The sequence below is a fragment of the Halalkalibacter kiskunsagensis genome (genome assembly GCF_037027555.1).
Lineage (GTDB): Bacteria > Bacillota > Bacilli > Bacillales > Bacillaceae_D > Halalkalibacter > Halalkalibacter kiskunsagensis.
Genome location: NZ_JAXBLX010000004.1, coordinates 115,177 through 139,130, shown reverse-complemented (window position 1 = coordinate 139,130; position 23,954 = coordinate 115,177). Strand labels below are relative to the sequence as shown.

Below are 23,954 nucleotides of genomic sequence, written 5' to 3'. Positions count from 1 at the left end.
AAACAGAATTATTTTTTTCATGATGCCAGCGTTTCTAATCTATTCTCTTTTTTTTATTTATCCTTTTTTTCGCACTTTTTACTATAGCTTTTTTGATTGGAGTGGAATAGGCGAGGCTACTTTCATAGGGTTTCAAAATTATCTATTATTATTAAATGATCAACTGTTCTTATCAGGTTTGGGTAGAGTAACGGTGTGGGCTCTATTAGCTATTTTAATTAAAGTTGGATTAGCATTAATTTTAGCTAATATTTTAAGGCAACCTATTGTGGGATCGAAAATCTTCACATCGGCTTTTTTTATACCCGTTATCATTTCAACGGCTGCCATTAGTGTTATGTTTACTTTAATATACGATTTAGATGTTGGCGTATTAAATATCTTTCTAAGTTCGATTGGACTTGAATCATGGACTAAAAGTTGGCTTGGAAATGAACAAACTGCATTTTATGCTGTAATCGCAGCTCCTATCTACCATACAATCGGTTACTTTTTTATTATTCTTTTAGCAGCAATGCAAAATATTTCAGGAGAAATCTATGAAGCGGCGAAGATTGATGGAGCAAATGCTTGGGTAACGTTTACAAAGGTAACGATTCCACAAATTTGGCCTATATTACAAATTTGTATTATCTTAGCGATAACTGGAGCTATGAAGAGTTTTGATTATGTGTTCGTGATGACGAAAGGAGGACCAGCAAATTCAACTCAAGTACCAGCAACATATATGTTCGAAACAATTTTTGAGGGAATGCGATATGGATATGGTACGGCAATAGCTTTTGCAATATTTATGTTTAGTTTTTTTGTAACAATTGTATTTAGAAAATTAACAAGTTCTAAATAAAAGGAGGATGACAATGAAAATTGTTGAGTTGGGGACACAAAATGTAAAAAAGATAAGTTTACCGAAAAAAAAACATCTAAGTATAACAGTTACTTATTCCTTTTTAATTTTCTACACAATGCTTACGTTGGTCCCAATTTTTTGGGTATTCACAAACTCCTTCAGGGAAAGCGGTGAAATATTAACGAATTTTCGAATAATTCCTACTTCTTTTGATTTGAGTAATTATATTAAGCTTTTTGAAGCCACAAATATATTAAGAGCTTTTTATAATTCGTTAAGTATTACAGTAATAAGCTTACTTGTATTAATGGTTATCGTATTACCATTATCGTTTGCTATCTCTCGATTTAAGTTTCGAATGGCAACCTATATTTACTTGTTTTTTTCGTTAGCTGTATTAATTCCGACAATAACGATCCTTCCAATGAATTACAAATTATTTAATGAGCTTGGGCTTTTGGGTTATAAATATTCTATTGTGATAGCATATGTTGTAGAGCAAATACCAATTTCTGTATTTTTAATGGCAATGTTCATGAAAGCGATACCATCGGAACTCGATGAAGCAGCTATTATCGATGGTTGTGGTGTTTGGAAAATCTTCACTAAGGTAACAATTCCTTTAAGTCAAAATGGAATTGTTACGATGTTAATTTTGGCATCGGTAGCGATTTGGAATGACTATACGACTGCGTTAATTATGATTCCGAAAGAAGAACATAAAACATTATCTGTCATTTTAGCTTATGCCAAAGGTGAATACTTTGTAGACTATGGCATGATGAGTGCAGCTGTCATTTTTGCAATTATCCCGATGCTCGTATTCTATTTAATTACTAAAGAAAAACTTGTAAGTGGAATGTCTTTGGGGGCAGTAAAGGGATAATTAAAAAAGAAAGAGGAGTTTTTTGAATGAAGAAAAAGCCAAAAGTTTTTGTTACAAGACCTATATCTAAAGAGGTTGAGGGTTATCTAACCAATCACTGTGAATTGGAGGTCTGGAGAGGTCAAGAATCAATAACTAGGAAGATTATTTTCCAGAAAATAGTTGATGTTGAAGGTATCTTAACCACCGGGGATAAAATTGATGCAGAGTTACTTGATGCAGCCCCAAATTTGAAAATTGTTAGCAATATTGCTGTTGGCTACAATAATTTTGACCTTAACGAAATGAAGAAAAGAAATATTATGGCTACAAATGCGCCTAAAACAATAGACAATACTGTTGCGGACCTTGTACTAGGATTAATGATTGCAACAGCTAGAAGAATGACAGAGTTGGATAATTTTGTAAAAAAAGGTTTGTGGAAAAAAGGACTAGATGATGAGGAGTTGTTTGGAACAGATATTTTTGGAAGTAAAGTAGGTATTATTGGTCTTGGAGGAATTGGTGAAGCAGTAGCTAAACGGGCAAAATTAGGTTTCGATATGGAAGTATCATATTACAACCGTACCCGAAGAGAAGATGTAGAAAAAAAACTAGAAATAAAATATGTCACATTAAATCATTTGTTACAAGAGTCTGATTTTGTTGTATTGCTTACACCATTAACAAAAGATACCATTCAATTCATGAATAAAGAACAGTTTGAACGAATGAAAAAGGGTGCTATTTTTATTAATGCTTCAAGAGGAATGACTGTAAATGAAGAAGCTTTGATAGGTGCTTTAAAATCAGGAAGAATTAAAGCAGCCGGACTTGATGTTTACGAAAAAGAGCCGATTTCAAATAATCACCCATTTCTGACCATGCCGAATGTCGTAACCATGCCCCATATTGGTGCTGGAACGAAAAAAGCTCGACATCAATTATCAATGGTAGCGGCAGAGAATTTAGTAAAAGGTTTAAAGGGTGAAATACCTCCTAACCTTATAGGGATGAACAGTTAAAAGTGTTCAGAAATTAGAAGGATTTTTATTCTTCCTAGTGATTAGCAATGCAAGTTATCTAATTTTATTTTAGAAAGTGGGTAGAATCCTTGAAAAATTTAGACCATCAGGAATTAATTAAACAGGCTGAATTATCAATTGGCCACGTAAAAGACATGGTGAATTCTGATATTTACCGTATGGGTTACCATTTTATGTCACCAGCAAATTGGATTAATGATCCCAATGGCTTAATCTATTTTAATGGAGAATATCATTTGTTTTATCAGTATCATCCATATAGTCCAGAGTGGGGGCCAATGCACTGGGGACATGCCAAAAGTAAAGATTTAGTGTACTGGGAACACTTACCTATCGCCTTGGCACCGAGTGAAGAATATGATAGTGGCGGTTGTTTCTCTGGTTGTGCTGTCATTATAGATGATAAACTGATGTTAATTTATACTGGGAATACTTATTTAGAAGATGGGTCTAGGAAACAGGTTCAGTGTATTGCTGAAAGTAAGGATGGAATCCATTTTCAAAAATTTGAAGGAAACCCCATTATAAGTGATCCACCTCTAGACGGAACAATGGAATTTCGTGATCCCAACGTCTGGAAACATAAAGAGAGTTGGTATATGATCGTCGGCTCAGGAAAAGATGGAAAAGGGAAAGCATTATTATATAAATCAATTAATTTATTTGATTGGGATTACATGGGGTACGTAATTGAAAGTGATGGAAGCCAAGGACAAATGTGGGAATGCCCCGATTTGTTTCCATTAGGGGAAAAACATGTTCTCATCATATCACCAATTTACGATGATAAAACTCGTAATACAATTTATATGATTGGTCATATGAATTATGAAACTTGTAAATTCACACCCGAATTTACTGGGGTTTTTGATTACGGCTTTGATAATTATGCTGCACAATCTCTCTTAGATGACCAAGGTAGAAGAATTGTTTTTGGGTGGATGGATCACTGGGGAAGTTATTTGCCAACTAAAGAAAATGGGTGGGCTGGGGCAATGACTTTGCCACGAGTATTAAACTTATTGCCAGATGGAAAGTTAAGCATAAAACCAGTACCTGAGTTAAGTCTTTTACGCGAAAAGCATTATAAATACTTACATTTAAAAGTTACAGATAAACCAACAAGTTTATTGGGAAATATTGTAGGAGACTGTCTTGAGATTATGGCGGAGATTGACTTTGTCAACTGTACTGCAGAAGAGTTTGGAATTAAATTAAAATGCCCAGAAGGAAATTATGAACAAAAGATTGTTACATTTAATACATTTGCTGGACAAATTATCGTAAATCGAACAATGTCAAATAAAGGTGATTCAAGTATTTCATATTCTAAAATAAGGAATAATCTTGAAAGCTTAAAGATTCATTTATTTATCGATAAGTCATCTATTGAACTATTTATAGATGATGGAAGGGTTACATTATCAAATCGAATTTACCCTAGTAAAAATAGATTAGAGGTTGATCTGTTTGCAAAAAATGGTTCTGTAAATATTAAGTTAATGGAGATTTGGAAGTTAAAATCTATTTGGTAAAACAATAGGATTTGTCTATGAATAAATGTTTTCGAAATAGGACCTTCTTTAAATAAGGGGGTCCTTTCTGGCACCCTTATTATAAAAATTATTAGCACATCTCATTAGAACTCCCCAAAAGCCCTCTTATAAGCTCCCACCACACACTCTCTCTATAAAAAGCATTTAGCAAAAAGGGTAATTACCTTTTCTTATTGAATGAGGCAGGCTTGTTGAATAGGGACATACATAGTTTTTGTTGAGATTGTATTCCTAATATACAATATATAATATGTAAATAGTATTACAAACTCTAAACTCTCAACCATAGCAAAAATTTCTGACATAAACATTTCATATTATGTAACAGAGGAATTTTTTGAGGAAGCGAATATTACTACACAAGTGCCAGTTGTTTATATCCTAGAATCTCTGGCTCGTGAAATTTATAAACTTAATCAAAGGTAAAATGGTAATTTAAAGGTTTGTCTATCTAGTATTATCTACTAGACAGACTGTTCTTTTTCCTGTACAATATCGTTTTTTATGCAATATATAATAGAGTTATAGGAAAGGTGTTGGAGATTTATGTTACAGAATCCAACAGGAAAAGAACGTTTAGCTTTGGCTTTTCTACTTGGCATGCTTGCAATATTAGGACCATTAAATATAGATATGTATTTACCAAGTTTTCCTGAAATAGCTGATGATTTAGGGGCCCGTGCCTCGCTAGTACAGCTTAGTTTAACAACTTGTTTGATCGGACTTGCCATTGGTCAGATAATTGTTGGACCGATTAGTGATGCAAAGGGGAGAAAAAAGCCTTTATTGATATCGATTTTCTTATTTGCGTTATCATCACTTCTATGTGCAGTTGCTCCCAATATTACCACGTTGGTGATCGCACGATTCTTGCAAGGTTTCACTGCTTCAGCAGGAATTGTCCTTTCTCGTGCTGTTGTACGTGATGTGTTTAGTGGAAGAGAGCTTACGAAATTCTTTGCACTATTAATGGTCATCACAGCAGTTGCTCCGATGGTGGCACCGATGGCTGGTGGAGCAATCTTGCTCTTACCTTTTGCAACTTGGCATACCATCTTCTACTTTTTATGTTTAATCGGACTTTTCATTGTGTTGATTGTTGCAATCCGATTAAAGGAAACATTGCCACCGAAGAAGCGAGTTCCAAGCTCAATCGGGCATTCCGTTCGTACGATGGGGGGGTTGTTCAAGGATCGTTCCTTTATTGGTTACGCATTGACCGTCGGCTTTATACATGGGGGAAGCTTTGCTTATGTAGCAGGAACTCCTTTTGTGTATCAGGGTATTTATGATGTGTCACCGCAAGTCTTTAGTATTCTCTTTGGTATTAATGGTCTGGCGATTATTACAGGGAGTTTTATTATCGGGCGTTTTGGTGGGATTGTCCATGAAAGAAGTTTGCTTCGTGTAGCTGTGATTATTGCTGTAAGTGCAACTTTCATTCTTCTTCTTATGACAATTATTAAAGGTCCACTTGCAACGCTTGTGATCCCTATTTTTATCTACATGACCTCTATGGGAATGATTATAACAAGTTCCTTTACGCTTGCGATGGAAAACCAGGGGCATCGCGCAGGAAGTGCAAGTGCTGTGTTAGGAACTCTCTCATTATTACTAGGAGCAATTGTTTCTCCTTTAGTTGGGATTAATGAGACAACAGCCGTTCCAATGGGAGCAACCTTATTTATTACTTCTTTTATAGGTTTTCTTGCCTTTTTTAAATTAACGAAAAAGGAGAACGAGGTAGAAGCTGGTGTGAGGAGAAGGGCGTAGGGCAATTACACGTTAATTCTAAGAAACTATAATAAAAGAAGATGCTTATCGCATCTTCTTTTTTGCTATGTTTTATTATAATGATAATAAAAAACCACCGAATGCCCCTGCTACAACAATCACCCAAGGAGGTAGCTTCCAGAAAACCAACATACTAAACAATACCGCAGCAAAAGCAAAGTCAATGGCAGACAAAATTGAACTTGTCCAGATTGGATGATAAAGTGCTGCAATTAAGATACCGACAACAGCGGCATTCACACCCATTAGAGCTCCCTTGATTTTTGGATTACGACGTAATGAGTTCCAGAAAGGCAGTGTTCCTAGTATTAGTAGAAACGCAGGTAAGAAGATCGCAACAGTTGCGAGTAAACCACCTTGCCAACCATTGATAACGGCCCCAATATAGGCTGCAAAGGTAAATAATGGTCCTGGTACAGCTTGAGCAGCACCATAACCAGCAAGAAATTCTTCCTCACTCAGCCATCCTGTAGGTACAAATTCTCTTTCGAGTAATGGCAAGACAACATGTCCACCACCAAAAACAAGTGAACCAGAGCGGTAAAAGCTATCAAACATCGCAAGCCAATGTAGGTTTGTTGCTTCCCTTAATAGCGGGAGAGCAATCAACAATCCAAAAAATAGTGTTAAACAGATTACCGCAAATCGGTGCGAAATAGGGAAGTGGACGTGGACGTCATCTGATTTTTCATCCAATGTATGATGCTTATAAATAAGAAATCCGACAAAGCCAGCTAAAAGAATTATCCCAACCTGTGTGAAAGCTGTTTGCCATAATAATGTCATAACAACCGCAAATAGAGCAATAGTTTTTCTTTTTATATCAGGTGTTAAATTTTTGGCCATTCCTAAAATGGCATGAGCGACAACGACAACAGCAACAATTTTTAATCCATGGATCCAGCCTGCATCTGTCAAACCAAAGTTATGTAGGAGCAAAGCAAAAATAATTAATGCAATAACCGATGGCAAAGTAAATCCAAGAAACGAGACGATTCCACCTAAAACACCCGCTCGCATCACTCCAATTCCAATTCCAACCTGACTACTAGCAGGTCCTGGTAGGAATTGACATAAGGCAACTAAATCGGCATAACTCTTTTCGTCCATCCACTTTCTTCTGCGAATGTACTCTTCATGAAAATAACCTAAATGTGCAATTGGTCCTCCAAAGGAAGTAAATCCAAGTCTAGTAGAAACAATGAGTATTTCTAGCAATGACTTAAGCGTGTTCTCTTTTTTATCAGTCATCATTTCACCTTCTTTTATTAATCTTTTATCTCTTTAAAAAGCTCATAAGCTTTGTTCCTGGCTTCAATTAAGACCATTTCACCTTTATCAGTGGTCGAATAATATTTTCTTATTTTCCCTTCAACCTTTTGTTCTTCTTTTATTAATAGCCCGTCCGCTTCCATGTTGTGAAGAATTGGATACAAGGTTCCGGCGCTAATGTCATATCCGTGTTCCTTCAATTCCTCAAGCATCCATAATCCGAAAATAGGATGTTCTTTCGCATGGTAAAGTATATGTATTTGTATAAAGCCTAAGAAAAGCTTTCGTAATACTCTCTCTTCCAATATATCCCTCCTCTTATTATCGAAAAGTAATATCGAAAACCGATATTATGATCGTAACAAATTTTTGAACTAGATTCAATGAAGCAACCAAAGCTTAATACAAACTTTACATTCTATATAAAAAAGCATTGGAGACCCTTTTTTGCTTTCTTTATTATAAATGAAAGGTGACCAAGAAAATATTTTAGGTTGTAATTTTGAAATAGAATGAATATAATGTTATTAAAAGTTGCCTTAAGGAAAAATAAATTCATTTGTACAAGTTTGTTTTATTAATACAATTACATATTTTGATTTTAGGTATTCTAAAAGACTAATTTTTTTTGTTGGGAAGTTGCCTTAAGGAAAGATTGTGAGCTTTATACTAATCATTTACTAATCTGAAGGGAGGGGAAGACGTTGGAAGATATAGTAATAGTTCAAGATTTGTATGTTTCCTATCACGGAAATGAAGCGGTAAAAAATTTATCATTCTCTACAAAAGCAGGGCAAATTGTTGGAATCATTGGTCCAAATGGAGCAGGAAAGTCAACTTTATTAAAGTCATTATTGAATTTAATTCCAAGAGATAAGGGTCAAATAAAAATTGCAGGTAAGCCGATACATGAAATGAGAAAAAAAATCGCCTATGTTCCTCAACGTAGCAATATCGATTGGGATTTTCCAATTACGGTAATTGATACGGTCGTTATTGGGACATATCCAAACCTTGGTTTATTTAAACGTCCAAAGAAACGCGAAAGAGAGTGGGCTTATGAATGTTTACAAAAGGTGGGAATGGAAGAGTTCAGTCAGCGTCAAATTGGCGAGTTGTCAGGGGGACAGCAGCAGAGAGTTTTTGTTGCTAGAGCGTTAGCTCAAAAGGCGGAATTGTTTTTTCTTGACGAGCCTTTTGTCGGGATCGATGTGTCCAGTGAGGAAACGATCATTAACATTTTACGTGAACAGAAAAACTTAGGGAAAACAGTATTAGTTGTCCATCATGACTTAAGCAAAGCGAATTCATACTTTGATGAGTTATTGTTACTTAATCGAGAACTAGTTAAGTATGGGGCTGTGGCTGAGGTATGTCGACCAGACGTAATAAAGAAAGCCTATCAGGGACAATTATCCTTTTTAGATGAAATGGGGATGACGGTATCATGAGTGTGTTTGCTTTCTATGAGTCTATTTTACAGTATGAGTTTTTGCAGAGAGCCTTGATTACATCGATAATGGTTGGAGTTATCTGTGGGGTGATCGGATGTTTTATCATTTTACGAGGAATGTCTTTGATGGGAGATGCAATTTCCCATGCCGTTCTTCCGGGAGTTGCCATCTCTTATATGTTGGGGATTAATATTTTCTATGGTGCTGTACTAACGGGATTACTGGTTGCAATCTCAATTGGATATGTTAGCCAGAACAGTCGAATAAAACATGATACATCGATTGGAATTATGTTTACAGCTGCTTTTGCAATAGGGATTATCCTGATTACGATTATGCAAAGTAGTGCTGATTTGTATCATATCTTATTCGGAAACGTACTAGCCGTCCCAACCTCAGAAGTGTGGATGACATTTATTGTGACAGTTATTGTGTTACTTGGTGTCTATTTATTTTTCAAAGAATTACTGGTGACTACATTTGATCCGACGATGTCGGCTGCGTATGGATTACCTAATAAGCTCATCCATTATATATTAATGGCACTTTTAACAATGTCTACGGTAGCCTCTTTGCAAACAGTAGGAATCGTTCTTGTAGTCGCAATGTTAATTACGCCCGCAGCAACAGCCTATCTGATGACCAATCGATTATGGCTTATGGTCTTTCTAGCTGCAGGATTTGGCGTTATTTCATCCATTATAGGTCTTTATTATAGCTTTACGTATAATTTAGCTTCGGGCCCGACAATTGTTGTAGTAGCAAGCTTGATGTTTGCACTGGCCTTTTTCTTTTCGCCAAAACAAGGACTTTTATGGCGAACATTACGTACTCAGAAAAAGAAAAAATTACTTACAGAAAACTAAAAATAAACAAGAAGAAGGAGAGAAAATTATGAGAAACCAATTATTATTTAGTATCACATTCCTTTTACTTTTTTTACTTGGAGCGTGTGGTAGTGAACAAACTAGTCAAGAACAAGGTGAAGATCAGCAATTGAAAATTGTCACAACTTATTCCATCATCTATGATATTGCCAAAAATGTAGCAGGAGAGGAAGCGGATATTTATAATTTAGCTCCTATCGGTTCGAATCCACACGAATATGACCCATTACCAGAAGATGTAAAGAAAACAACGGATGCAGATATTGTGTTTTATAATGGACTTAACTTGGAAGAAGGAAATAGTTGGTTTAAGAAATTAACTGAGGTTGCAGGGAAAGGTGACGCGGAAGCACCTGTTTATCGAGTCAGTGAAGGAGTAGAGCCTATATTTTTAGAGTCTAAAGGATTAGAGGAAGAAACGGATCCACATGCTTGGCTCGATTTACGCAATGGAATGACTTATGCTGAAAATATCCGCGATGCCTTAATTGAAGTAGATCCAGGGAATGAAAGTTTATACACTGAAAATGCTGAAACATATATTAACGAGCTAAAAGAATTGCATGAAAAAACAATTGAACAAATAGCATCTATCGATGAAGATAAACGTTTTTTAATTACAAGTGAGGGTGCTTTTAAATATTTTGGGGAGGCTTATGGAATTGAGACGGGATACATTTGGGAAATCAATTCCGAAAATCAAGGATCTCCACAAGAAATACGTGACGTAATTGACCTTATTCGTGAGAAAGAAGTAAATGGATTATTTGTTGAAACGAGTATCGATCGCCGTAGTATGGAAACCGTATCAGGGGAAACTGGTGTTCCGATTGTAGGAACAGTTTATACCGACTCTTTAGGAAAAGAAGGGACAGATGGAGATACCTATTTAAAAATGATGGAATCTAATATTAATGTGATTATTGATGGCTTGAATAAGGAGTAATTTCTACATTTACTGTTGAATGATTCTTTAAAAAATTGCTTGTTAAAACACACCGTACACTTTTGAAGTAAGAGAAACGAGCCAAGAAGTCATTAAGAAACTACATGACTTAGGGAGTAAAAAAACAGTCATGCTTACGGGAGATAATAAACAAACGGCTGCAGCAATTGGAAATCATGTAGGTGTAACAGATGTTGAAGCAGAACTCATGCCCCAAGATAAACTAGACTATATTAAACAATTGCGCTTTGCATACGGAAATGTTGCCATGGTTGGGGATGGTGTGAATGACGCTCCAGCATTAGCTGCTTCTACTGTCGAGATTGCGATGGGAGGCGCAGGTACCGATACTGCATTAGAGACTGCAGATGTGGCCTTAATGGGAGATGATTTAACGAAGCTTCCTTATACGATTATCCTCAGCAGAAAAACTCTGAACATCATTAAACAAAATATTACCTTTTCTTTAGGGATTAAACTACTAGCAGTATTGTTAGTTGTTCCAGGTTGGTTAACTCTTTGGATAGCCATTTTAGCTGATATGGGGGCAACCTTGCTTGTTACGTTGAACGGATTACGACTTTTGCGGGTAAAAGATAAATAAAGATAGCAAAGAGAGTTAGGGGAGTATCCTTAGCTCTCTTTTTCTAGTAGAATGTTGACATGATTGTAATTTGTGGGGCAAGCAGAGTGTGATTTGAAAAATCTTTTTCTAATAGGTAATATAATAGTGCGTATTCAATGTAATTAGGGGGAGAATTTATAATGAAACCAAGTATTATTTCTGTGATACTATTAGGGTTAACGATATTATTTTTTACTGGTTGTAGTACAGAAGAGCATTCTTTGCAACAAGATCCACCACTAATCAGTTCTTCTCAAATCTCTGATAACGATTCAAACAGTGAAGATGAAAGCAAGGAAGATGAGACTAGTAAAGATGATAGAAGTGAAATGAACAGCGAAGATCAAATAGTTGAAGAGCATGAAGTTGAAGTTGAGACGAATCCAGAAAGTACCGCAGTGCTTGTGAACAAGGAGTATAGTCTTCCAGAAGGTCATAAACCAGAAGACTTAGTTTATCCGAATATACCATTTACTTTTGAGGAGAAAATAGAGAAACGCCAAATGAGAGAAGAAGCAGCGATGGCGATAGAAGAGTTGTTTTCAGCAGCGGAGATGGACGGGCTGTCATTATTAGGAGTATCAGCATATCGTTCATACGATACGCAAAAAGCGTTGTTTAATTACTATGTTGAAAGAGATGGGGAAGAAAAGGCACGTACCTACAGTGCTGTTCCAGGCTCTAGTGAGCATCAAACCGGGCTTGCGATTGATGTCACAGCTAGTTATGATACATGTGTTGTAGAAGTCTGTTTCGCTGAAACAGAAGAAGCAAAGTGGCTAGAGGAAAACGCAGCGGATTATGGCTTCATTATTCGATACTTAGAAGGGAAAGAGTCAATCACCGGATATCAATATGAGCCGTGGCACCTACGCTATGTAGGAAAGGAAATAGCAAAGGAAATAGTTTCTCTAGGAGTAACACTTGAGGAATATATGAATGCGGTTCCTGTCTCCAATTAGATTTGTGAGTAAAAGAATAGACTAAGCTTTATAAAGCTTAGTCTATGTATGCAAATAACGAGCTTTTATCATTTACCTGATATTTGATCAAAATCTTAGTTATTAATCCCACTTTCAATTTTAGGAAGTGGGATTTATTTATAATAGTTTAAGAGTGTTATAAGAAATAGTAGGCTAAAAAGTAGCAATTATCGAAATTTTATAATCTTATGCTACCATTATTATAAAATGAAAATGAGGGATTTAAATGAAAATGAACATTACTGATTTACCTGGAGTAGGAAAGAAAATATCGTTTGTTAATGCAGAAAATCAAATGATGGCAATCATTATTCATCATACCGGGAAACGCGAACTTTATTTCTTCGAGGATGTAGACGATGATGAGGCGATTTTCTCATTTAATTTGTCTTCAGAGGATACAAAACAATTAGCTGCTCAACTACTTGGGGCTTCATTTAGTCCAATTGATAGTGAGAAATTGGAAAAGATTAAAATAGCACGAAAACAAATTGTCGTTGAGTGGATTGATATAACAAAACAATCTAAAGTTGCTGGACTGAACGTTTCTGTGCTCAAAGCAAAAATGCCCTCTGATGCATCATTAATTGGAATATTTCGTAATGATGAGTTTTTGGTTGATCTTAAACAAAATTTGTTAATTGAAATTAAAGATACGATTATGGTAGTTGGAAAGAAAGATTCAATAAATGAAATCGAAATGCTCTGTGAAGGGAAGGGCAGATAAGATGGACTTTCCTGAATTATTTAGTGCAGGTCTGATTCTTCTGCTATTATTTTTTGCGGGGTTTGCAGGATTGAAAATGAAGATACCTAATGTAGTTATATTTATAGTAACTGGTATTGTCATTGGAGATATCATAACTGATACTCATCTGCTTCACTTTGCAGGAGAGATCGGAATTGTTCTTTTGTTTTTTATGCTTGGGATGGAGTTTCCAATTAAACAATTATTAACCGTTGCTAAAAAGGTATTGAGAGCGGGGATGTTAGATGTAGTATTAAGCTTCGGTGTTACAACAGGTATTTGTTTATTAGTGGGGTTAGATGTAATAACTTCGCTTATTATTGGTGGAGTTGTATATGCAACGAGTTCATCAATAACGGCAAAAATGCTTGAAAGCACGAAAAGGATGGCCAATCCTGAATCTGAGTTCATGTTAGGTCTATTAATCTTTGAAGATTTAGTGGCTCCAATTTTAGTAGCCGTGCTTGTCGGACTAACAGCAGGAACAGCAATTACTTTTTCTTCTATGTCCTTGCTGATCGTAAAGGTCGTAGTCCTAGTAGCTGGATCGGTGCTTTTAGGTAGACTTTTATTTAGTAAGTTGGGGCCGTTTTTCGATCGCTATATGAATCATGATATTTTTCTTCTCTTTGTGATTGGACTTGCATTAACTTATGGAGGATTGGCTCTTTATTTAGATTTATCGGAAGTATTAGGGGCTTTCTTAGCAGGGATTATGCTTGCGGAAGTACGTAGAACACATGAATTAGAGGAATTGGTTGTGCGTTCAAGAGATTTATTAATGCCTTTATTCTTCTTGTATTTTGGTACAACGATCACTTTGAATGAAGGAATCCCAATGCTTTCGCTTTTGTTGATTCTTATTGTTTGGTCAATTGCGGCTAAGATTATGGTGGGATTTTGGGGTGGAAGTTGGTATGGACTATCCAAAAAGGTATCACTAAGAGCAGGGCTTTCTTTAACTCAACGTGGGGAATTTTCAATTATTATTGCGGCATTAGCTGTTGGAACACTACAGGCATTTAGTAGTATTTTTATATTAGTATCTGCGATAATTGGAATTATCTTATTCCAGCTAGCTCCAATGATTTCTAGAAAGATTTATGGTCGAAATAAAATAAGAAATAATAAGGCTTTTGTTTAGTATTTTAGCTGCAATTTTAACTTCACTCTATTATATAGATAATACGGGATGGAATTCAGGATATGATTGAAACAAATTTTATATCTGCTTGTGAAAAACGCATCTCTTAAATAATGAGAGAAGCGTTTTTTTGTTGATGAACTTTCTCCTCACTGATAGAGGCTTGCGCTCTTTAATTTCTACTAGGAAGTTACGTGCACTTTCTAATGGGTTCTATTTTGAATTCTCAGTGGCAATGGAATAAAAGATATGCTAAGTTCAATACATGTTTATTAACTGAAAAGAAGATTATCAAAGTTGATTGTTTTTAAATGATATAATTTCTTAAAACGTCAAAATGATGTAAGGGCTTTCTATTGTGTCTCTTTAGGAAAGGAGGGGGAGTGTGTTTTTCTCATTACGAAATCGTTTATTCCTCATTTTTACACTTTTGCTTACGGTTCCATTTATTATTTTATCAATTCTTATTCCTAGTTGGTTTACATCTGTTATAAAAGAACAGACACAAGAATTAACGGTAGAAATGATGGATCAGTATTCGCTTTATGTTGATTCGATCACGACACAGGCACAGGATCTAGGCAAGCAGGTACTTGTTAACCAAACGACTCAAGAGTGGGTAAGGTTAGAAAAAGAGAATGCTGCGACCGAAGAGACCCTGTTAATGAAGAATGAACTTAGGATGCTGCTATCGTCTATCATGATTAACAATTCAAATGCAATGTCCATTTCCGTGTTTCTAGATGATGGTACCGGGACTTGGGGAAATCATCCCTCACTAGGTGAGGTGGATTGGTTCAAAGACTTTTCGGACAATGAACAACGGTTTGTGAAGGCACATAAAGATTCTTATCAGCAGTCTCATGAAATGCGAGAGAGAAGTATAAATAGCTATATTTTGCCTCTTTTTGATACCAATACGCTCGTTTCAAGTGGAATTATAAAGGTTAATTTCCCTTCACCTCTGCTAGAAACAGCGCTTAATAAAATTACAATTGGCCAAGAGGGCCGTGCATATTTGATCGATCAGCAAGGAGCAAACGTTCTTCAAGGACCGATCGATACTCCTGAACAAGTGTTAGAACAAAGTTTGCTCGAAATAACAAAGGAGAATCATCCAAAAGGGTTAATAGAATTGAATTATAACGGAGAGACATATTTCATGTTTTTTCAAAAGTTATCCGTGGGAGATTGGATTTTGATCAGTGAAGTCACGGAGTCTGATTTGTTCTCAAATGTGAACCATTTGCAACGAAACTTGCTCTTAACGAGTGCCGTCGTCTTTTTACTAACGATTGTCATTTCTTTCATGCTTTCTTCCAATATTACAAGTCCCTTAGGAAAAATGGCAAAAGCGATGGGATTTATTGAACGTGGTGATTTTGCTGGTGCGAAACGGTTTATGCCAACCATTAAATCTCATAACAATGAAGTTGGTTATCTAATCAAAGTGTTCGATCGTACCATTGGGCAATTAAAGAACTTAATTGAAACACAGTACGAAGCAAATATTCGGCGCAAAGATGCTGAATACAAAGCGTTATTATTACAGATTAATCCACACTTTTTGAACAATACACTTGAAATTATCGGGGGATTAGCCGCTCAAGGAAAAAACAAAGAGGTTATGAATGTAAGTGTTTATTTAGGGAGAATGATGAGGTATTCGTTGAATACAAAAAGCAACGTCGTGAATTTAGGTGAAGAAGTAAACTATATTAAAAGTTATACAGACATTCTAAAGCTAAGGTATGAAGAGGCGATTACGGTGCAAATAGCAGAAGATCCTGAAACGAAACGGCTACCTATTATAAAATTTATTTTACAGCCGCTTGTGGAAAATGCGGTGAAATACAGTTTTAAAGAGAAGCAATTTGCTAACATTTATATCAAAACGGAAAAAGTTCAAGATCAAGTGCTGATTGTAATTGAAGACAAAGGAATAGGCATGTCTGAAGACGTTATTTCGGATTTAGTAAGCGAAGAGAAGAATGAAGAAACGATGACTGTATTAGAAAGTAAAGGAAGCAGCATTGGCCTAAAAAATGTACTTGGACGATTAAAGCTTTACTATGGACAAGACTTTTCCTATCAAATTGAGTCTGAGAAAAATGTAGGCACGAAAATTACATTATGTATCCATATTAATAGGGGGGATGTACATGATGAAGGTCATAATCACCGATGATGAGATTCAAGTTCGTAAAGGCTTACGAATGAAAGTGGATTGGGAAGAAGAGGGTTTTGAAATTGTGGCGGAGGCTTCTAACGGGAAAGAAGCGCTTGAATTGCTAGAAAACGGGGTTGTCGATTTAATCATTACAGATATGAGAATGCCGATTATGGATGGCGTTGAACTCGCTAAACATTGTCATGAACAATTTCCAAATGTAAAGGTGATCGTATTATCGGGGTACTCTGACTTTGATTTTGTGCGAGGTTCGATGAAAGAAGGAGTTCGAGACTATTTATTAAAACCCGTTGCGCCTGACGAATTAGAAGAAGCGTTACGAAGAATTCGGAAAGAAATTGAGGAGGAGAAGCAAAATCAATTGGAATCAGATCGGATGCGCCAGCTTGTTCACTCCCATCTCCAAGAAGTGCAAGATCAATACTTTCTTCATTTAGTCAAAGAAGAATGGTTGCAACTTGCGATGGTGAAAGAGAGATTACATCAGCTGCAGTTAGAAGAACTGGCACATGAGTTTGTGACGGTACAGTTTGTAACAGTAGAAATTAGAGAAAACGATGACAAATCGAAGCGACTAAAGGAATTCGGTCTTCCGTTTCAACTGTTGTGTAAAGAAATAGCCAAAGAACATGCAGGGGCGTACTCCTTTTACGATCCTAACTATACAAATATGGTTCAATTTTTACAACTTACTGATTCCAAAACGCCCAACCGCACGTCCGATTTAGTTAAGAATGTTCAAGAAAACGTGAAAAAATATTTACATTTAGAAACGGTCATAGGGATTGGAAATGTCGTCCGTGGTCTTAAAGAATTTAGAAATGGCTATATTTCAAGCTTGCTTGCTTGGAGTCAAAGTCAACTAGGTTCTGAGTCACAGGTGATTGATGAAACAGGAACGAGAGAAGAAGTATTTGACTTTTCGCCTGATTTTGAAAGAAGGTTAACAAATGCCATTGAAAATGTCGATTTCGAGGTGTTTAAAGAAAACCTTAAAAAGGTGCTTGGAAGAGGAGAAAATCAATCTGTGATGTCTTTTTCAATGGCGGCCAATCGAGTATTATTTCTGTTAGGTTCATTAGCCAAAAAATACGATATCGAAACGAAAGACATACAAAGTACGATTTGGAATTGCCAACAGCGTATTTGGGAGTTGACTTCTCAACATAAAGTGATGGAATATCTCATGCAATTAGCCCAGTTAATTGTTGAAAAAGTACGGGCAGCTCGCTTTTCGAATCATAAATTAATTGATAGTATCAAGCATTATTTGGACGAGCATTATGCCAATGAAATTTCGCTTACCTCATTATCTAAATTATTTCATATTAATAGTGCTTATTTATCTGAAACGTTTAAAAATAAAGTAGGGCAGAATTTTAGTGATTACCTTGTTTCGATAAGAATGGAAAAAGCAAAACAGTTTCTTCAAGATAAACATCTTAAAATCATTGATGTCGCAAACTTAGTTGGTTTTTCTAGCTCAGGCTATTTTAGTACGGTATTTAAAAAGCATTTTGGGCAAACTCCTGTTGAATTTCGTAAATCAATCGACACTTAAGTGGAAGTGATTAAATATGGAAAGGAGGAAATGTCGATGAAAAAAAAGATAACGGTTCAAATGGCCATTATTTTCTTTGGTATCGCAGCACTATCTTTTTATATCCTATTTTTTAACGGCCCAAAAGAGGCAGATATTGATCATGCTGATGCAGAACAAGTAGAGTTGACGTTTTTACGGAATTTAGGGAACCCAGCTTACAATCAAGCATATGAACAATTAGTTGATGCTTTTGAAGCAACACACCCCCATATTGTGATTAATATGAAATCGATTCATTGGGCTCATGAATATGAATTAAGACTACGTACTGAAATGGCTGCTGGAAATCCTCCCGATATAATGAGCATCGATAGTCCTACTTTGGCAGTTTATGCAAATGCAGGCGAGCTATTATCAATAGATAAATACATGAAAAAAGAAGGCCATTTGGATGATATATTTGAGCATACATTAAATGGAGTAACCTATCAGGATGAAATTTATCTTGCTCCTGTTGGCGAATCGAGTATTGCCTTATTTTATAATAAACACCTATTCAAAGAGGCAGGTATCCCGTACCCATCAGAAGACCCCGACAACCCGATGACATGGGATGAAGTATTAGAAATTGCTAAAAAAATAAACAATCCAGAAAAGGGAGTGTATGCGATTGACCCGGCCCAGGGATTTGGTGAAGGGGAAGGTCCCGCCTACTTTAAAATGCCGTTTCTATGGCAGTTCGGAGCAGATGTTTTAAGTCCAGATGGCTCAACAGCAGAGGGATATTTAAATTCTGAAGAGGCGCTTGCAGCACTGCAATTTTATCAAGATTTGTATCTCAAGCATCGTGTAGCGACGGTTGAGTTGCCTCCGGGTCTTTTTGAATCTAACCAGCTTGCTATGACGGTTTTGGGTTCATGGCACGTTAAAGAATTGCAAAGTGTCCCTGACTTTGAATTAGGGGAAGATTACGGGATTGCGCCATTGCCAAAGGCGAGCGATCAAGTGGCTCCTAACGGGGGATGGGCTCTTGGCATCTCTTCAAAGTCTAACTACCCTGATGAGGCATGGGAATTCATTAAATTTGTGACAAGTTTTGAGGGTGTCAAAAAGCATTATGAGATCACAGACGATATTCCGGCAAGGTACTCAGTAGTCAATGAACTTCCCGAACTTAATGAGTACCCTAAAAATATCTTTATTGAACAAGGAAGAAATTACTCAAAAAACAGACCGGTCACCCCAGCGTATCCTGTTATTAGTAACGTGATAAAGGAACTATTTGAGGATGTTGTCATTAACGAAAAAGATGTAAAGGAAGCTGCCGACGAAGCGGTTGAAAAAATCAACCAAGCCTTAAAAGGGGTCTGACCCCTTTTATTAATTGATAACGATTTCAAAACCTGAAGATTTTAAACATCTGCACCCAAAAATATTAAACTCTTATATCTGTTCCTTTTGTTAAAGTAAAGGAAGAGCTTGACCATTTGATGTCATCACGATGGAGGTGCACAAAGATGTTTGAACGATCACCATGGTATATGCGACTAGGCACGTTTGCATTTAATTTAGTTTTGTTAAACCTTCTATGGTTTTTCTTTTCTTTATTAGGTGTTTTTGTATTAGGTTTCTTTCCAGCTACGGCAGCATTGTTTGCAGTTTTAAGGCAAATCATTATGGAGGATGAAGATACCTCCGTTTTGAAACTATTCTGGAGCAAATTTAAATCTGAGTTCTTTATGTCAAATGTTATTGGTTATCTTGTTTTGAGTGTTGGCGTTATTTTATACGTTGATATAAAAGTACTCCAGCTATTAGACAACAACATACTCCAATTAGCTTTAGCGAGCATAACGGTTGTGATCGGCATTGTCTATTTACTGACATTACTTTATATTTTCCCTTTATTCGTTCATTTTAATTTGACGTTTTTACAATATCCGAAACACGCTTTAATTCTGGCTGTTGCGAAGCCGTTTCAAACGATCATGATGATCGGTGGACTGGCTATTGTCTTATTTTTGTATATGAACTTTCCCGTATTAATTCTTGTTTTCGGTATGAGCTTAATCAGTTTCGTAATGATGAAAGTAGCATCGTTTTCTTTACCAAGAAAAGACTTCAGTCAAGCGGTTGAATAAAGATGACATCCTCTAGTTAACAAGCTAGGGGGTTTTTTTGGTTTTAAGATAAGAATGAGTAAAGGATTGGTCGCCTGGGGGGAGAGTAGAATCGGGGGGAAGCTAAGGGTTTTAATGTAATCGATTTCAACTACCGAAAATATTAAATGTCCGAAACCAAAGATATTGAAATAGTTGTTCTCGCGATTTTGTTATATTGAATTCAAGAAAGCGCTACCTTAATTCTTACTTAAGGTGACAAGCTTTCAAGCCGCATTTCGTATGTTGGATAGATTCCAAGGCTGCTAAAAAAGTTAGAAGTTAATTACTTAAGGGGGGAAAGACATGGCTCAAAACGGGGGCGCTACAGCCAAGACAGCTGATGTTTCAAATCAGTTGCCTAAAATAAAGAAAAAGAAAGAAAGCCCATTAGACTTTATGAAGAAAAATTTTATCTTGTATGTATTTTTAGCTCCTGCCGTCATTTTAGTGTTTTTATTTAATTACATTCCAATGTATGGAGTAACGATTGCCTTTAAGGACTTTAGTCCAACAAGGGGGATCATGGCAAGTGAATGGGTTGGGTTGACTCACTTTACAAATTTCTTGAACTCGCCCAATTTCCATCAGATTTTCGCAAATACGATTAAGCTAAGTGCGTTTGAACTTCTTATCGGATTTCCTGTTCCAATTATATTGGCGCTCATGTTAAACCAGGTGAGAAGAGCAAGCATAAAAAAGAATGTTCAATTGATGATTTATGCACCGCATTTCATATCAGCCGTTGTCATCGGCGGGATGATCTTTATCTTTTTATCACCAGCAGGGCCGATAAATGCACTATTATCTGTTTTCTTAGACCGTCCGATATCGTTTATGTCTGATCCAGACTATTTTAGAACAATTTTCATAGCGTCTGGAATCTGGCAAGGTGCTGGCTTTGCGTCGATTATCTATGTAGCCGCCCTATCAAATAGTGATCCGCAATTGCATGATGCTGCAACGATTGACGGGGCATCACTATTACAAAGAATCTGGCATATTGACGTTCAAGTGCTGAAACCTGTTATGGCGGTGCTATTCATTCTAGCAGTTGGAGGAATCATGGGTGTTGGTTTTGAGAAAGCCTATTTGCTGCAAACAGATATGAATTTACCTGCTTCAGAAATCATCGATACCTATGTGTATAAAAGAGGGTTGCAAGCAGGAGATTGGTCATTTGGTGCAGCTGTTGGATTATTTAATTCTGTTGTTAGTTTGATGTTATTAGTAAGTGTCAACTATGTAGTGAAAAAATTCAATGGCGAAACACTTTACTAGAAAGGAGTTAGTAGGATGAGTGATTTTAAAAAAGAAAAAATCAGCAAAAAGAAAAAAAATAGACTGTTGCTTCAAAGTAATTCGAACAAAAATAGATTGATCAATAACTCGAAAACAGACCGACTAATCCTTCTATTGAATAAAGTCTTACTGAGTTTAGTTGTCTTAATTGTTATGATTCCTCTCCTATATGTACTGCTAGGATCTTTTTTACAGCCTCATATTCTAGTAACGAGAGGCATTTCATTTAATCCTGATCATTGGACGATTGATGGATATGTACGTATCTTCACTGATGGCTCGATTATGAGAGGGTTTTTAAATTCAATTCTATATGCTGGCGGGTTTACGCTCATTTCGGTTGGATTTTCGATTCTAGCAGGATATTCGTTATCGGTTGATAAGCTCGTTGGGAAAAAGGCATTAATGATTTTCTTCCTCTTTACGATGTTTTTCAATGGAGGGATGATCCCAACGTATTTACTTGTCAGAGAGTTAGGAATGATTAATACACCTTGGGCGGTCATTTTGCCAGGAGCAGTCACGGTTTGGAATATTATTTTGGCAAGAACGTATTTTAAAGCGCTTCCGAATGAGTTGAAAGAGGCAGCAAGAATCGATGGTGCATCTGATTTTAAAATCTTCTTAAAAATTATTTTACCATTGTCTAAGCCGATTATTTTTGTGCTCGCTCTCTATGCTTTTATCGGACAATGGAATTCTTATTTTAATGCGATGATTTACCTTGAAGACAAGTCACTGTACCCGTTGCAATTGATTATGCGAGACATTCTCATCCAAAACGAAGTACAACCGGGAATGATTGCCGACCAACTCGCAAGGGCTGAAATGCAAAGAATTGCCGAAATGATCAAGTACTCATCGATTGTTGTAGCAAGTTTACCGTTATTAATTATGTACCCATTCTTCCAAAAATACTTTGAAAAAGGTGTTATGGTCGGGTCATTAAAATAAAAAAAAGAAAAGTGGGGGTTTGTCATGAAGAAATTTGTGAAAACGATGTCAGCAGTGTTAATTGGAACGTCACTTCTTGTAGCTTGTGGAGGAAATTCGAGCCAAACATGGTCTGAGGATTATGAGTTGTCTGATATTACGTTTCCATTAGAAGAAAAGGTATCATTAAAATTTTTGACAGAAAGTTCACCATTAGCACCTGAGGACCCTAATGACAAGTTGATCTTTCAACGGTTAGAAGAACAAACAGGGGTTGAAATCGAGTGGAGAAACTTTACTGGGGCACAATTTGGTGAAAGAAGAAATTTAGCAATGTCCAGCGGTGAAATGCCGGATGCGATTTTGAATGCAGGCTATAGTGACTATGAGTTATTAAACTTAGCAAAAGATGAAGCAATTATTCCACTTAACGATTTAATTGATCAACATATGCCTAATTTACAAACCGTACTTGAGAAGGCACCGGAGTATGAAGCAATGATGACGGCTCCAGATGGAAACATTTATGCCTTTCCATGGATTGAAGAATTAGGTGAAGGCAGAGAAAGCATTCACTCTGTAGATAATTTTCCTTGGATTAATGTTGAATGGTTGGATCAATTAGGCTTAGACATGCCAACGACAACAGATGAATTAAAAGATGTCCTCATTGCGTTTAGAGACAATGATCCAGCAGGCGACGGACAAACGATTCCAATGTCGTTTATCATCAATGATGGCGGACAAGATTTAGGGTTCTTATTTGGCTCTTTCGGTCTAGGTGATAACTGGGATCGTACGGTTGTAACGAATGATGGAGAAGTGAAATTAACAGCAGCTGATGAAGGCTATAAAGAAGCCATCAAATTCATGAACGAGTTATATGAAGAAGATTTAATGGATATTGAAGGCTTTGAACAAGACTGGCCTGTCTATGTTGCCAAAGGACAAGAAGGACGTTATGGTTTGTACTTCACTTGGGATAAAGGAAATATCACAGGTATGGGTGACGATTATGATTTAATGAATCCATTAGCTGGTCCAGATGGTCATATTAATGTAACAAGAACAAATGGAATGGGCTTTGACCGTTCACGAATGGTCATTACAAGTGCCAACCAAAACCTTGAATTAACAGCAAAATGGATTGACCAGCTGTATGATCCGGCACAATCTGTACAAAACAACTGGGGTACGTATGGCGATGATGAGCAGCAAAACATTTTTGAATTCGATGAAAGCGCTCAAATGTTAAGACACCTTGATTTAGAAGGGACAGCGCCTGTTGAATTGAGAGAGAGAACGTCTATTGGAGGACCTTTAGCAATACTAGATAGCTATTATGGTACGGTGACAACGAAACCAGATGATGCAGCTTGGAGATTAGGGTTAATGAAAGAAGTTATGGTTCCACACATGCAAGCGGACAATATTTATCCGAGAGTCTTTCACGGCATTGATGAACTGAATCGCCTTTCTACGATTGAGGCAGATTTAATGCCTTATGTAAATAGAAAACGTGCTGAATGGATTACAAATGGAAAAGTAGAAGAAGAGTGGGAAGACTATTTAGTAGAATTAGATCGTCTTGGTTTCCAAGAATGGTTAGAAATCAAACAAGTAGGGTATGATCGCGCGACAGAGTAGAAATGGAGG

Annotated in this window: 20 protein-coding genes and 2 pseudogenes; 20 read left to right on the top strand and 2 right to left on the bottom strand. The window is 36.5% G+C overall.

Annotated elements, in window-relative coordinates; all coding sequences use genetic code 11:
- The first annotated feature begins 19 nt into the window (after positions 1-19).
- The 6 genes and pseudogenes from SLH51_RS03835 (at position 20) to SLH51_RS03810 (ending at position 6,090) form a co-directional block, all read left to right on the top strand.
- On the top strand, positions 20-847 hold the full coding sequence (locus SLH51_RS03835; protein WP_335959248.1) for a carbohydrate ABC transporter permease: 828 nt from the start codon (positions 20-22) through the stop codon (positions 845-847).
- A gap of 13 nt (positions 848-860) precedes the next feature.
- Positions 861-1,736 carry a carbohydrate ABC transporter permease gene (locus SLH51_RS03830; protein WP_335959246.1) on the top strand — a complete coding sequence of 292 codons (876 nt, stop codon included), beginning with the start codon at positions 861-863 and terminating at the stop codon, positions 1,734-1,736.
- Between the two features lie 26 nt (positions 1,737-1,762).
- Entirely contained in the window at positions 1,763-2,740 is a 978-nt protein-coding gene (locus SLH51_RS03825) for a 2-hydroxyacid dehydrogenase (RefSeq protein ID WP_335959245.1), read from the top strand.
- Positions 2,741-2,829: 89 nt separating this feature from the next.
- Positions 2,830-4,296: a glycoside hydrolase family 32 protein gene (locus SLH51_RS03820; RefSeq protein ID WP_335959243.1), complete on the top strand. Its 1,467-nt coding sequence runs from the start codon at positions 2,830-2,832 to the stop codon at positions 4,294-4,296.
- Positions 4,297-4,569: 273 nt separating this feature from the next.
- Positions 4,570-4,743, top strand: a pseudogene (locus SLH51_RS03815) (RpiR family transcriptional regulator); the annotation flags it as partial.
- 120 nt (positions 4,744-4,863) lie between these two features.
- Entirely contained in the window at positions 4,864-6,090 is a 1,227-nt protein-coding gene (locus SLH51_RS03810) for a Bcr/CflA family efflux MFS transporter (RefSeq protein ID WP_335959241.1), read from the top strand.
- A 75-nt stretch (positions 6,091-6,165) separates the two neighbouring features.
- Here the strand turns inward: SLH51_RS03810 and SLH51_RS03805 are convergent, their stop codons facing one another.
- Together SLH51_RS03805 and SLH51_RS03800 are read right to left on the bottom strand one after the other, a co-directional pair.
- Positions 6,166-7,365, bottom strand: a complete 1,200-nt coding sequence (locus SLH51_RS03805; protein WP_335959239.1) for a chromate transporter — start codon at positions 7,363-7,365, stop codon at positions 6,166-6,168.
- 14 nt (positions 7,366-7,379) lie between these two features.
- Complete coding sequence (locus SLH51_RS03800) at positions 7,380-7,688, bottom strand: PadR family transcriptional regulator (protein WP_335959237.1); 309 nt, start codon at positions 7,686-7,688, stop codon at positions 7,380-7,382.
- 399 nt (positions 7,689-8,087) lie between these two features.
- Here SLH51_RS03800 and SLH51_RS03795 point away from each other — a divergent pair, with 399 nt between their 5' ends.
- The 14 genes and pseudogenes from SLH51_RS03795 (at position 8,088) to SLH51_RS03730 (ending at position 23,945) form a co-directional block, all read left to right on the top strand.
- A complete protein-coding gene (locus SLH51_RS03795; RefSeq protein WP_335959236.1) occupies positions 8,088-8,834 on the top strand; it encodes a metal ABC transporter ATP-binding protein in 747 nt (248 codons plus the stop codon).
- A complete protein-coding gene (locus SLH51_RS03790; RefSeq protein WP_335959234.1) occupies positions 8,831-9,703 on the top strand; it encodes a metal ABC transporter permease in 873 nt (290 codons plus the stop codon). Before SLH51_RS03795 ends, SLH51_RS03790 begins: the two co-directional genes overlap by 4 nt.
- Positions 9,704-9,731: 28 nt before the next feature.
- Positions 9,732-10,670: a metal ABC transporter substrate-binding protein gene (locus tag SLH51_RS03785; protein WP_335959233.1), complete on the top strand. Its 939-nt coding sequence runs from the start codon at positions 9,732-9,734 to the stop codon at positions 10,668-10,670.
- 64 nt (positions 10,671-10,734) lie between these two features.
- A pseudogene (locus SLH51_RS03780) lies at positions 10,735-11,274 on the top strand (HAD-IC family P-type ATPase); the annotation flags it as partial.
- Between the two features lie 161 nt (positions 11,275-11,435).
- The gene (locus SLH51_RS03775) at positions 11,436-12,257 is read left to right on the top strand and encodes a M15 family metallopeptidase (RefSeq protein WP_335959232.1); all 822 of its coding nucleotides are present in this window, start codon (positions 11,436-11,438) and stop codon (positions 12,255-12,257) included.
- 247 nt (positions 12,258-12,504) lie between these two features.
- Complete coding sequence (locus SLH51_RS03770) at positions 12,505-13,005, top strand: cation:proton antiporter regulatory subunit (protein ID WP_335959230.1); 501 nt, start codon at positions 12,505-12,507, stop codon at positions 13,003-13,005.
- Position 13,006: 1 nt separating this feature from the next.
- The gene (locus SLH51_RS03765) at positions 13,007-14,170 is read left to right on the top strand and encodes a cation:proton antiporter (protein WP_335959228.1); all 1,164 of its coding nucleotides are present in this window, start codon (positions 13,007-13,009) and stop codon (positions 14,168-14,170) included.
- 385 nt (positions 14,171-14,555) lie between these two features.
- Positions 14,556-16,358 (top strand): sensor histidine kinase, encoded by a 1,803-nt coding sequence (locus SLH51_RS03760; RefSeq protein WP_335959226.1) that lies wholly within the window; start codon positions 14,556-14,558, stop codon positions 16,356-16,358.
- On the top strand, positions 16,333-17,922 hold the full coding sequence (locus SLH51_RS03755; RefSeq protein ID WP_335959224.1) for a response regulator transcription factor: 1,590 nt from the start codon (positions 16,333-16,335) through the stop codon (positions 17,920-17,922). Before SLH51_RS03760 ends, SLH51_RS03755 begins: the two co-directional genes overlap by 26 nt.
- A gap of 36 nt (positions 17,923-17,958) precedes the next feature.
- On the top strand, positions 17,959-19,275 hold the full coding sequence (locus tag SLH51_RS03750) for an ABC transporter substrate-binding protein (protein ID WP_335959222.1): 1,317 nt from the start codon (positions 17,959-17,961) through the stop codon (positions 19,273-19,275).
- A gap of 146 nt (positions 19,276-19,421) precedes the next feature.
- On the top strand, positions 19,422-20,045 hold the full coding sequence (locus SLH51_RS03745) for a YesL family protein (protein WP_335959221.1): 624 nt from the start codon (positions 19,422-19,424) through the stop codon (positions 20,043-20,045).
- Between the two features lie 417 nt (positions 20,046-20,462).
- Positions 20,463-21,344, top strand: coding sequence for an ABC transporter permease (locus tag SLH51_RS03740; protein ID WP_335959277.1), 882 nt, complete (start codon positions 20,463-20,465; stop codon positions 21,342-21,344).
- A gap of 15 nt (positions 21,345-21,359) precedes the next feature.
- Positions 21,360-22,319, top strand: a complete 960-nt coding sequence (locus SLH51_RS03735) for a carbohydrate ABC transporter permease (RefSeq protein WP_335959219.1) — start codon at positions 21,360-21,362, stop codon at positions 22,317-22,319.
- Positions 22,320-22,343: 24 nt separating this feature from the next.
- Positions 22,344-23,945, top strand: a complete 1,602-nt coding sequence (locus SLH51_RS03730; protein ID WP_335959217.1) for an extracellular solute-binding protein — start codon at positions 22,344-22,346, stop codon at positions 23,943-23,945.
- The last annotated feature ends 9 nt before the right edge of the window (positions 23,946-23,954 follow it).

Coding starts and splice junctions, on each gene's coding strand:
- SLH51_RS03810 (WP_335959241.1), top strand. CDS start 4,864: ATGTTACAGAATCCAACAGGAAAAGAACGTTTAGCTTTGGCTTTTCTA.
- SLH51_RS03735 (WP_335959219.1), top strand. CDS start 21,360: ATGAGTGATTTTAAAAAAGAAAAAATCAGCAAAAAGAAAAAAAATAGA.
- SLH51_RS03755 (WP_335959224.1), top strand. CDS start 16,333: ATGATGAAGGTCATAATCACCGATGATGAGATTCAAGTTCGTAAAGGC.
- SLH51_RS03825 (WP_335959245.1), top strand. CDS start 1,763: ATGAAGAAAAAGCCAAAAGTTTTTGTTACAAGACCTATATCTAAAGAG.
- SLH51_RS03750 (WP_335959222.1), top strand. CDS start 17,959: ATGAAAAAAAAGATAACGGTTCAAATGGCCATTATTTTCTTTGGTATC.
- SLH51_RS03770 (WP_335959230.1), top strand. CDS start 12,505: ATGAAAATGAACATTACTGATTTACCTGGAGTAGGAAAGAAAATATCG.
- SLH51_RS03805 (WP_335959239.1), bottom strand. CDS start 7,365: ATGATGACTGATAAAAAAGAGAACACGCTTAAGTCATTGCTAGAAATA.
- SLH51_RS03835 (WP_335959248.1), top strand. CDS start 20: ATGATGCCAGCGTTTCTAATCTATTCTCTTTTTTTTATTTATCCTTTT.
- SLH51_RS03765 (WP_335959228.1), top strand. CDS start 13,007: ATGGACTTTCCTGAATTATTTAGTGCAGGTCTGATTCTTCTGCTATTA.
- SLH51_RS03790 (WP_335959234.1), top strand. CDS start 8,831: ATGAGTGTGTTTGCTTTCTATGAGTCTATTTTACAGTATGAGTTTTTG.
- SLH51_RS03775 (WP_335959232.1), top strand. CDS start 11,436: ATGAAACCAAGTATTATTTCTGTGATACTATTAGGGTTAACGATATTA.
- SLH51_RS03730 (WP_335959217.1), top strand. CDS start 22,344: ATGAAGAAATTTGTGAAAACGATGTCAGCAGTGTTAATTGGAACGTCA.
- SLH51_RS03740 (WP_335959277.1), top strand. CDS start 20,463: ATGAAGAAAAATTTTATCTTGTATGTATTTTTAGCTCCTGCCGTCATT.
- SLH51_RS03745 (WP_335959221.1), top strand. CDS start 19,422: ATGTTTGAACGATCACCATGGTATATGCGACTAGGCACGTTTGCATTT.
- SLH51_RS03785 (WP_335959233.1), top strand. CDS start 9,732: ATGAGAAACCAATTATTATTTAGTATCACATTCCTTTTACTTTTTTTA.
- SLH51_RS03830 (WP_335959246.1), top strand. CDS start 861: ATGAAAATTGTTGAGTTGGGGACACAAAATGTAAAAAAGATAAGTTTA.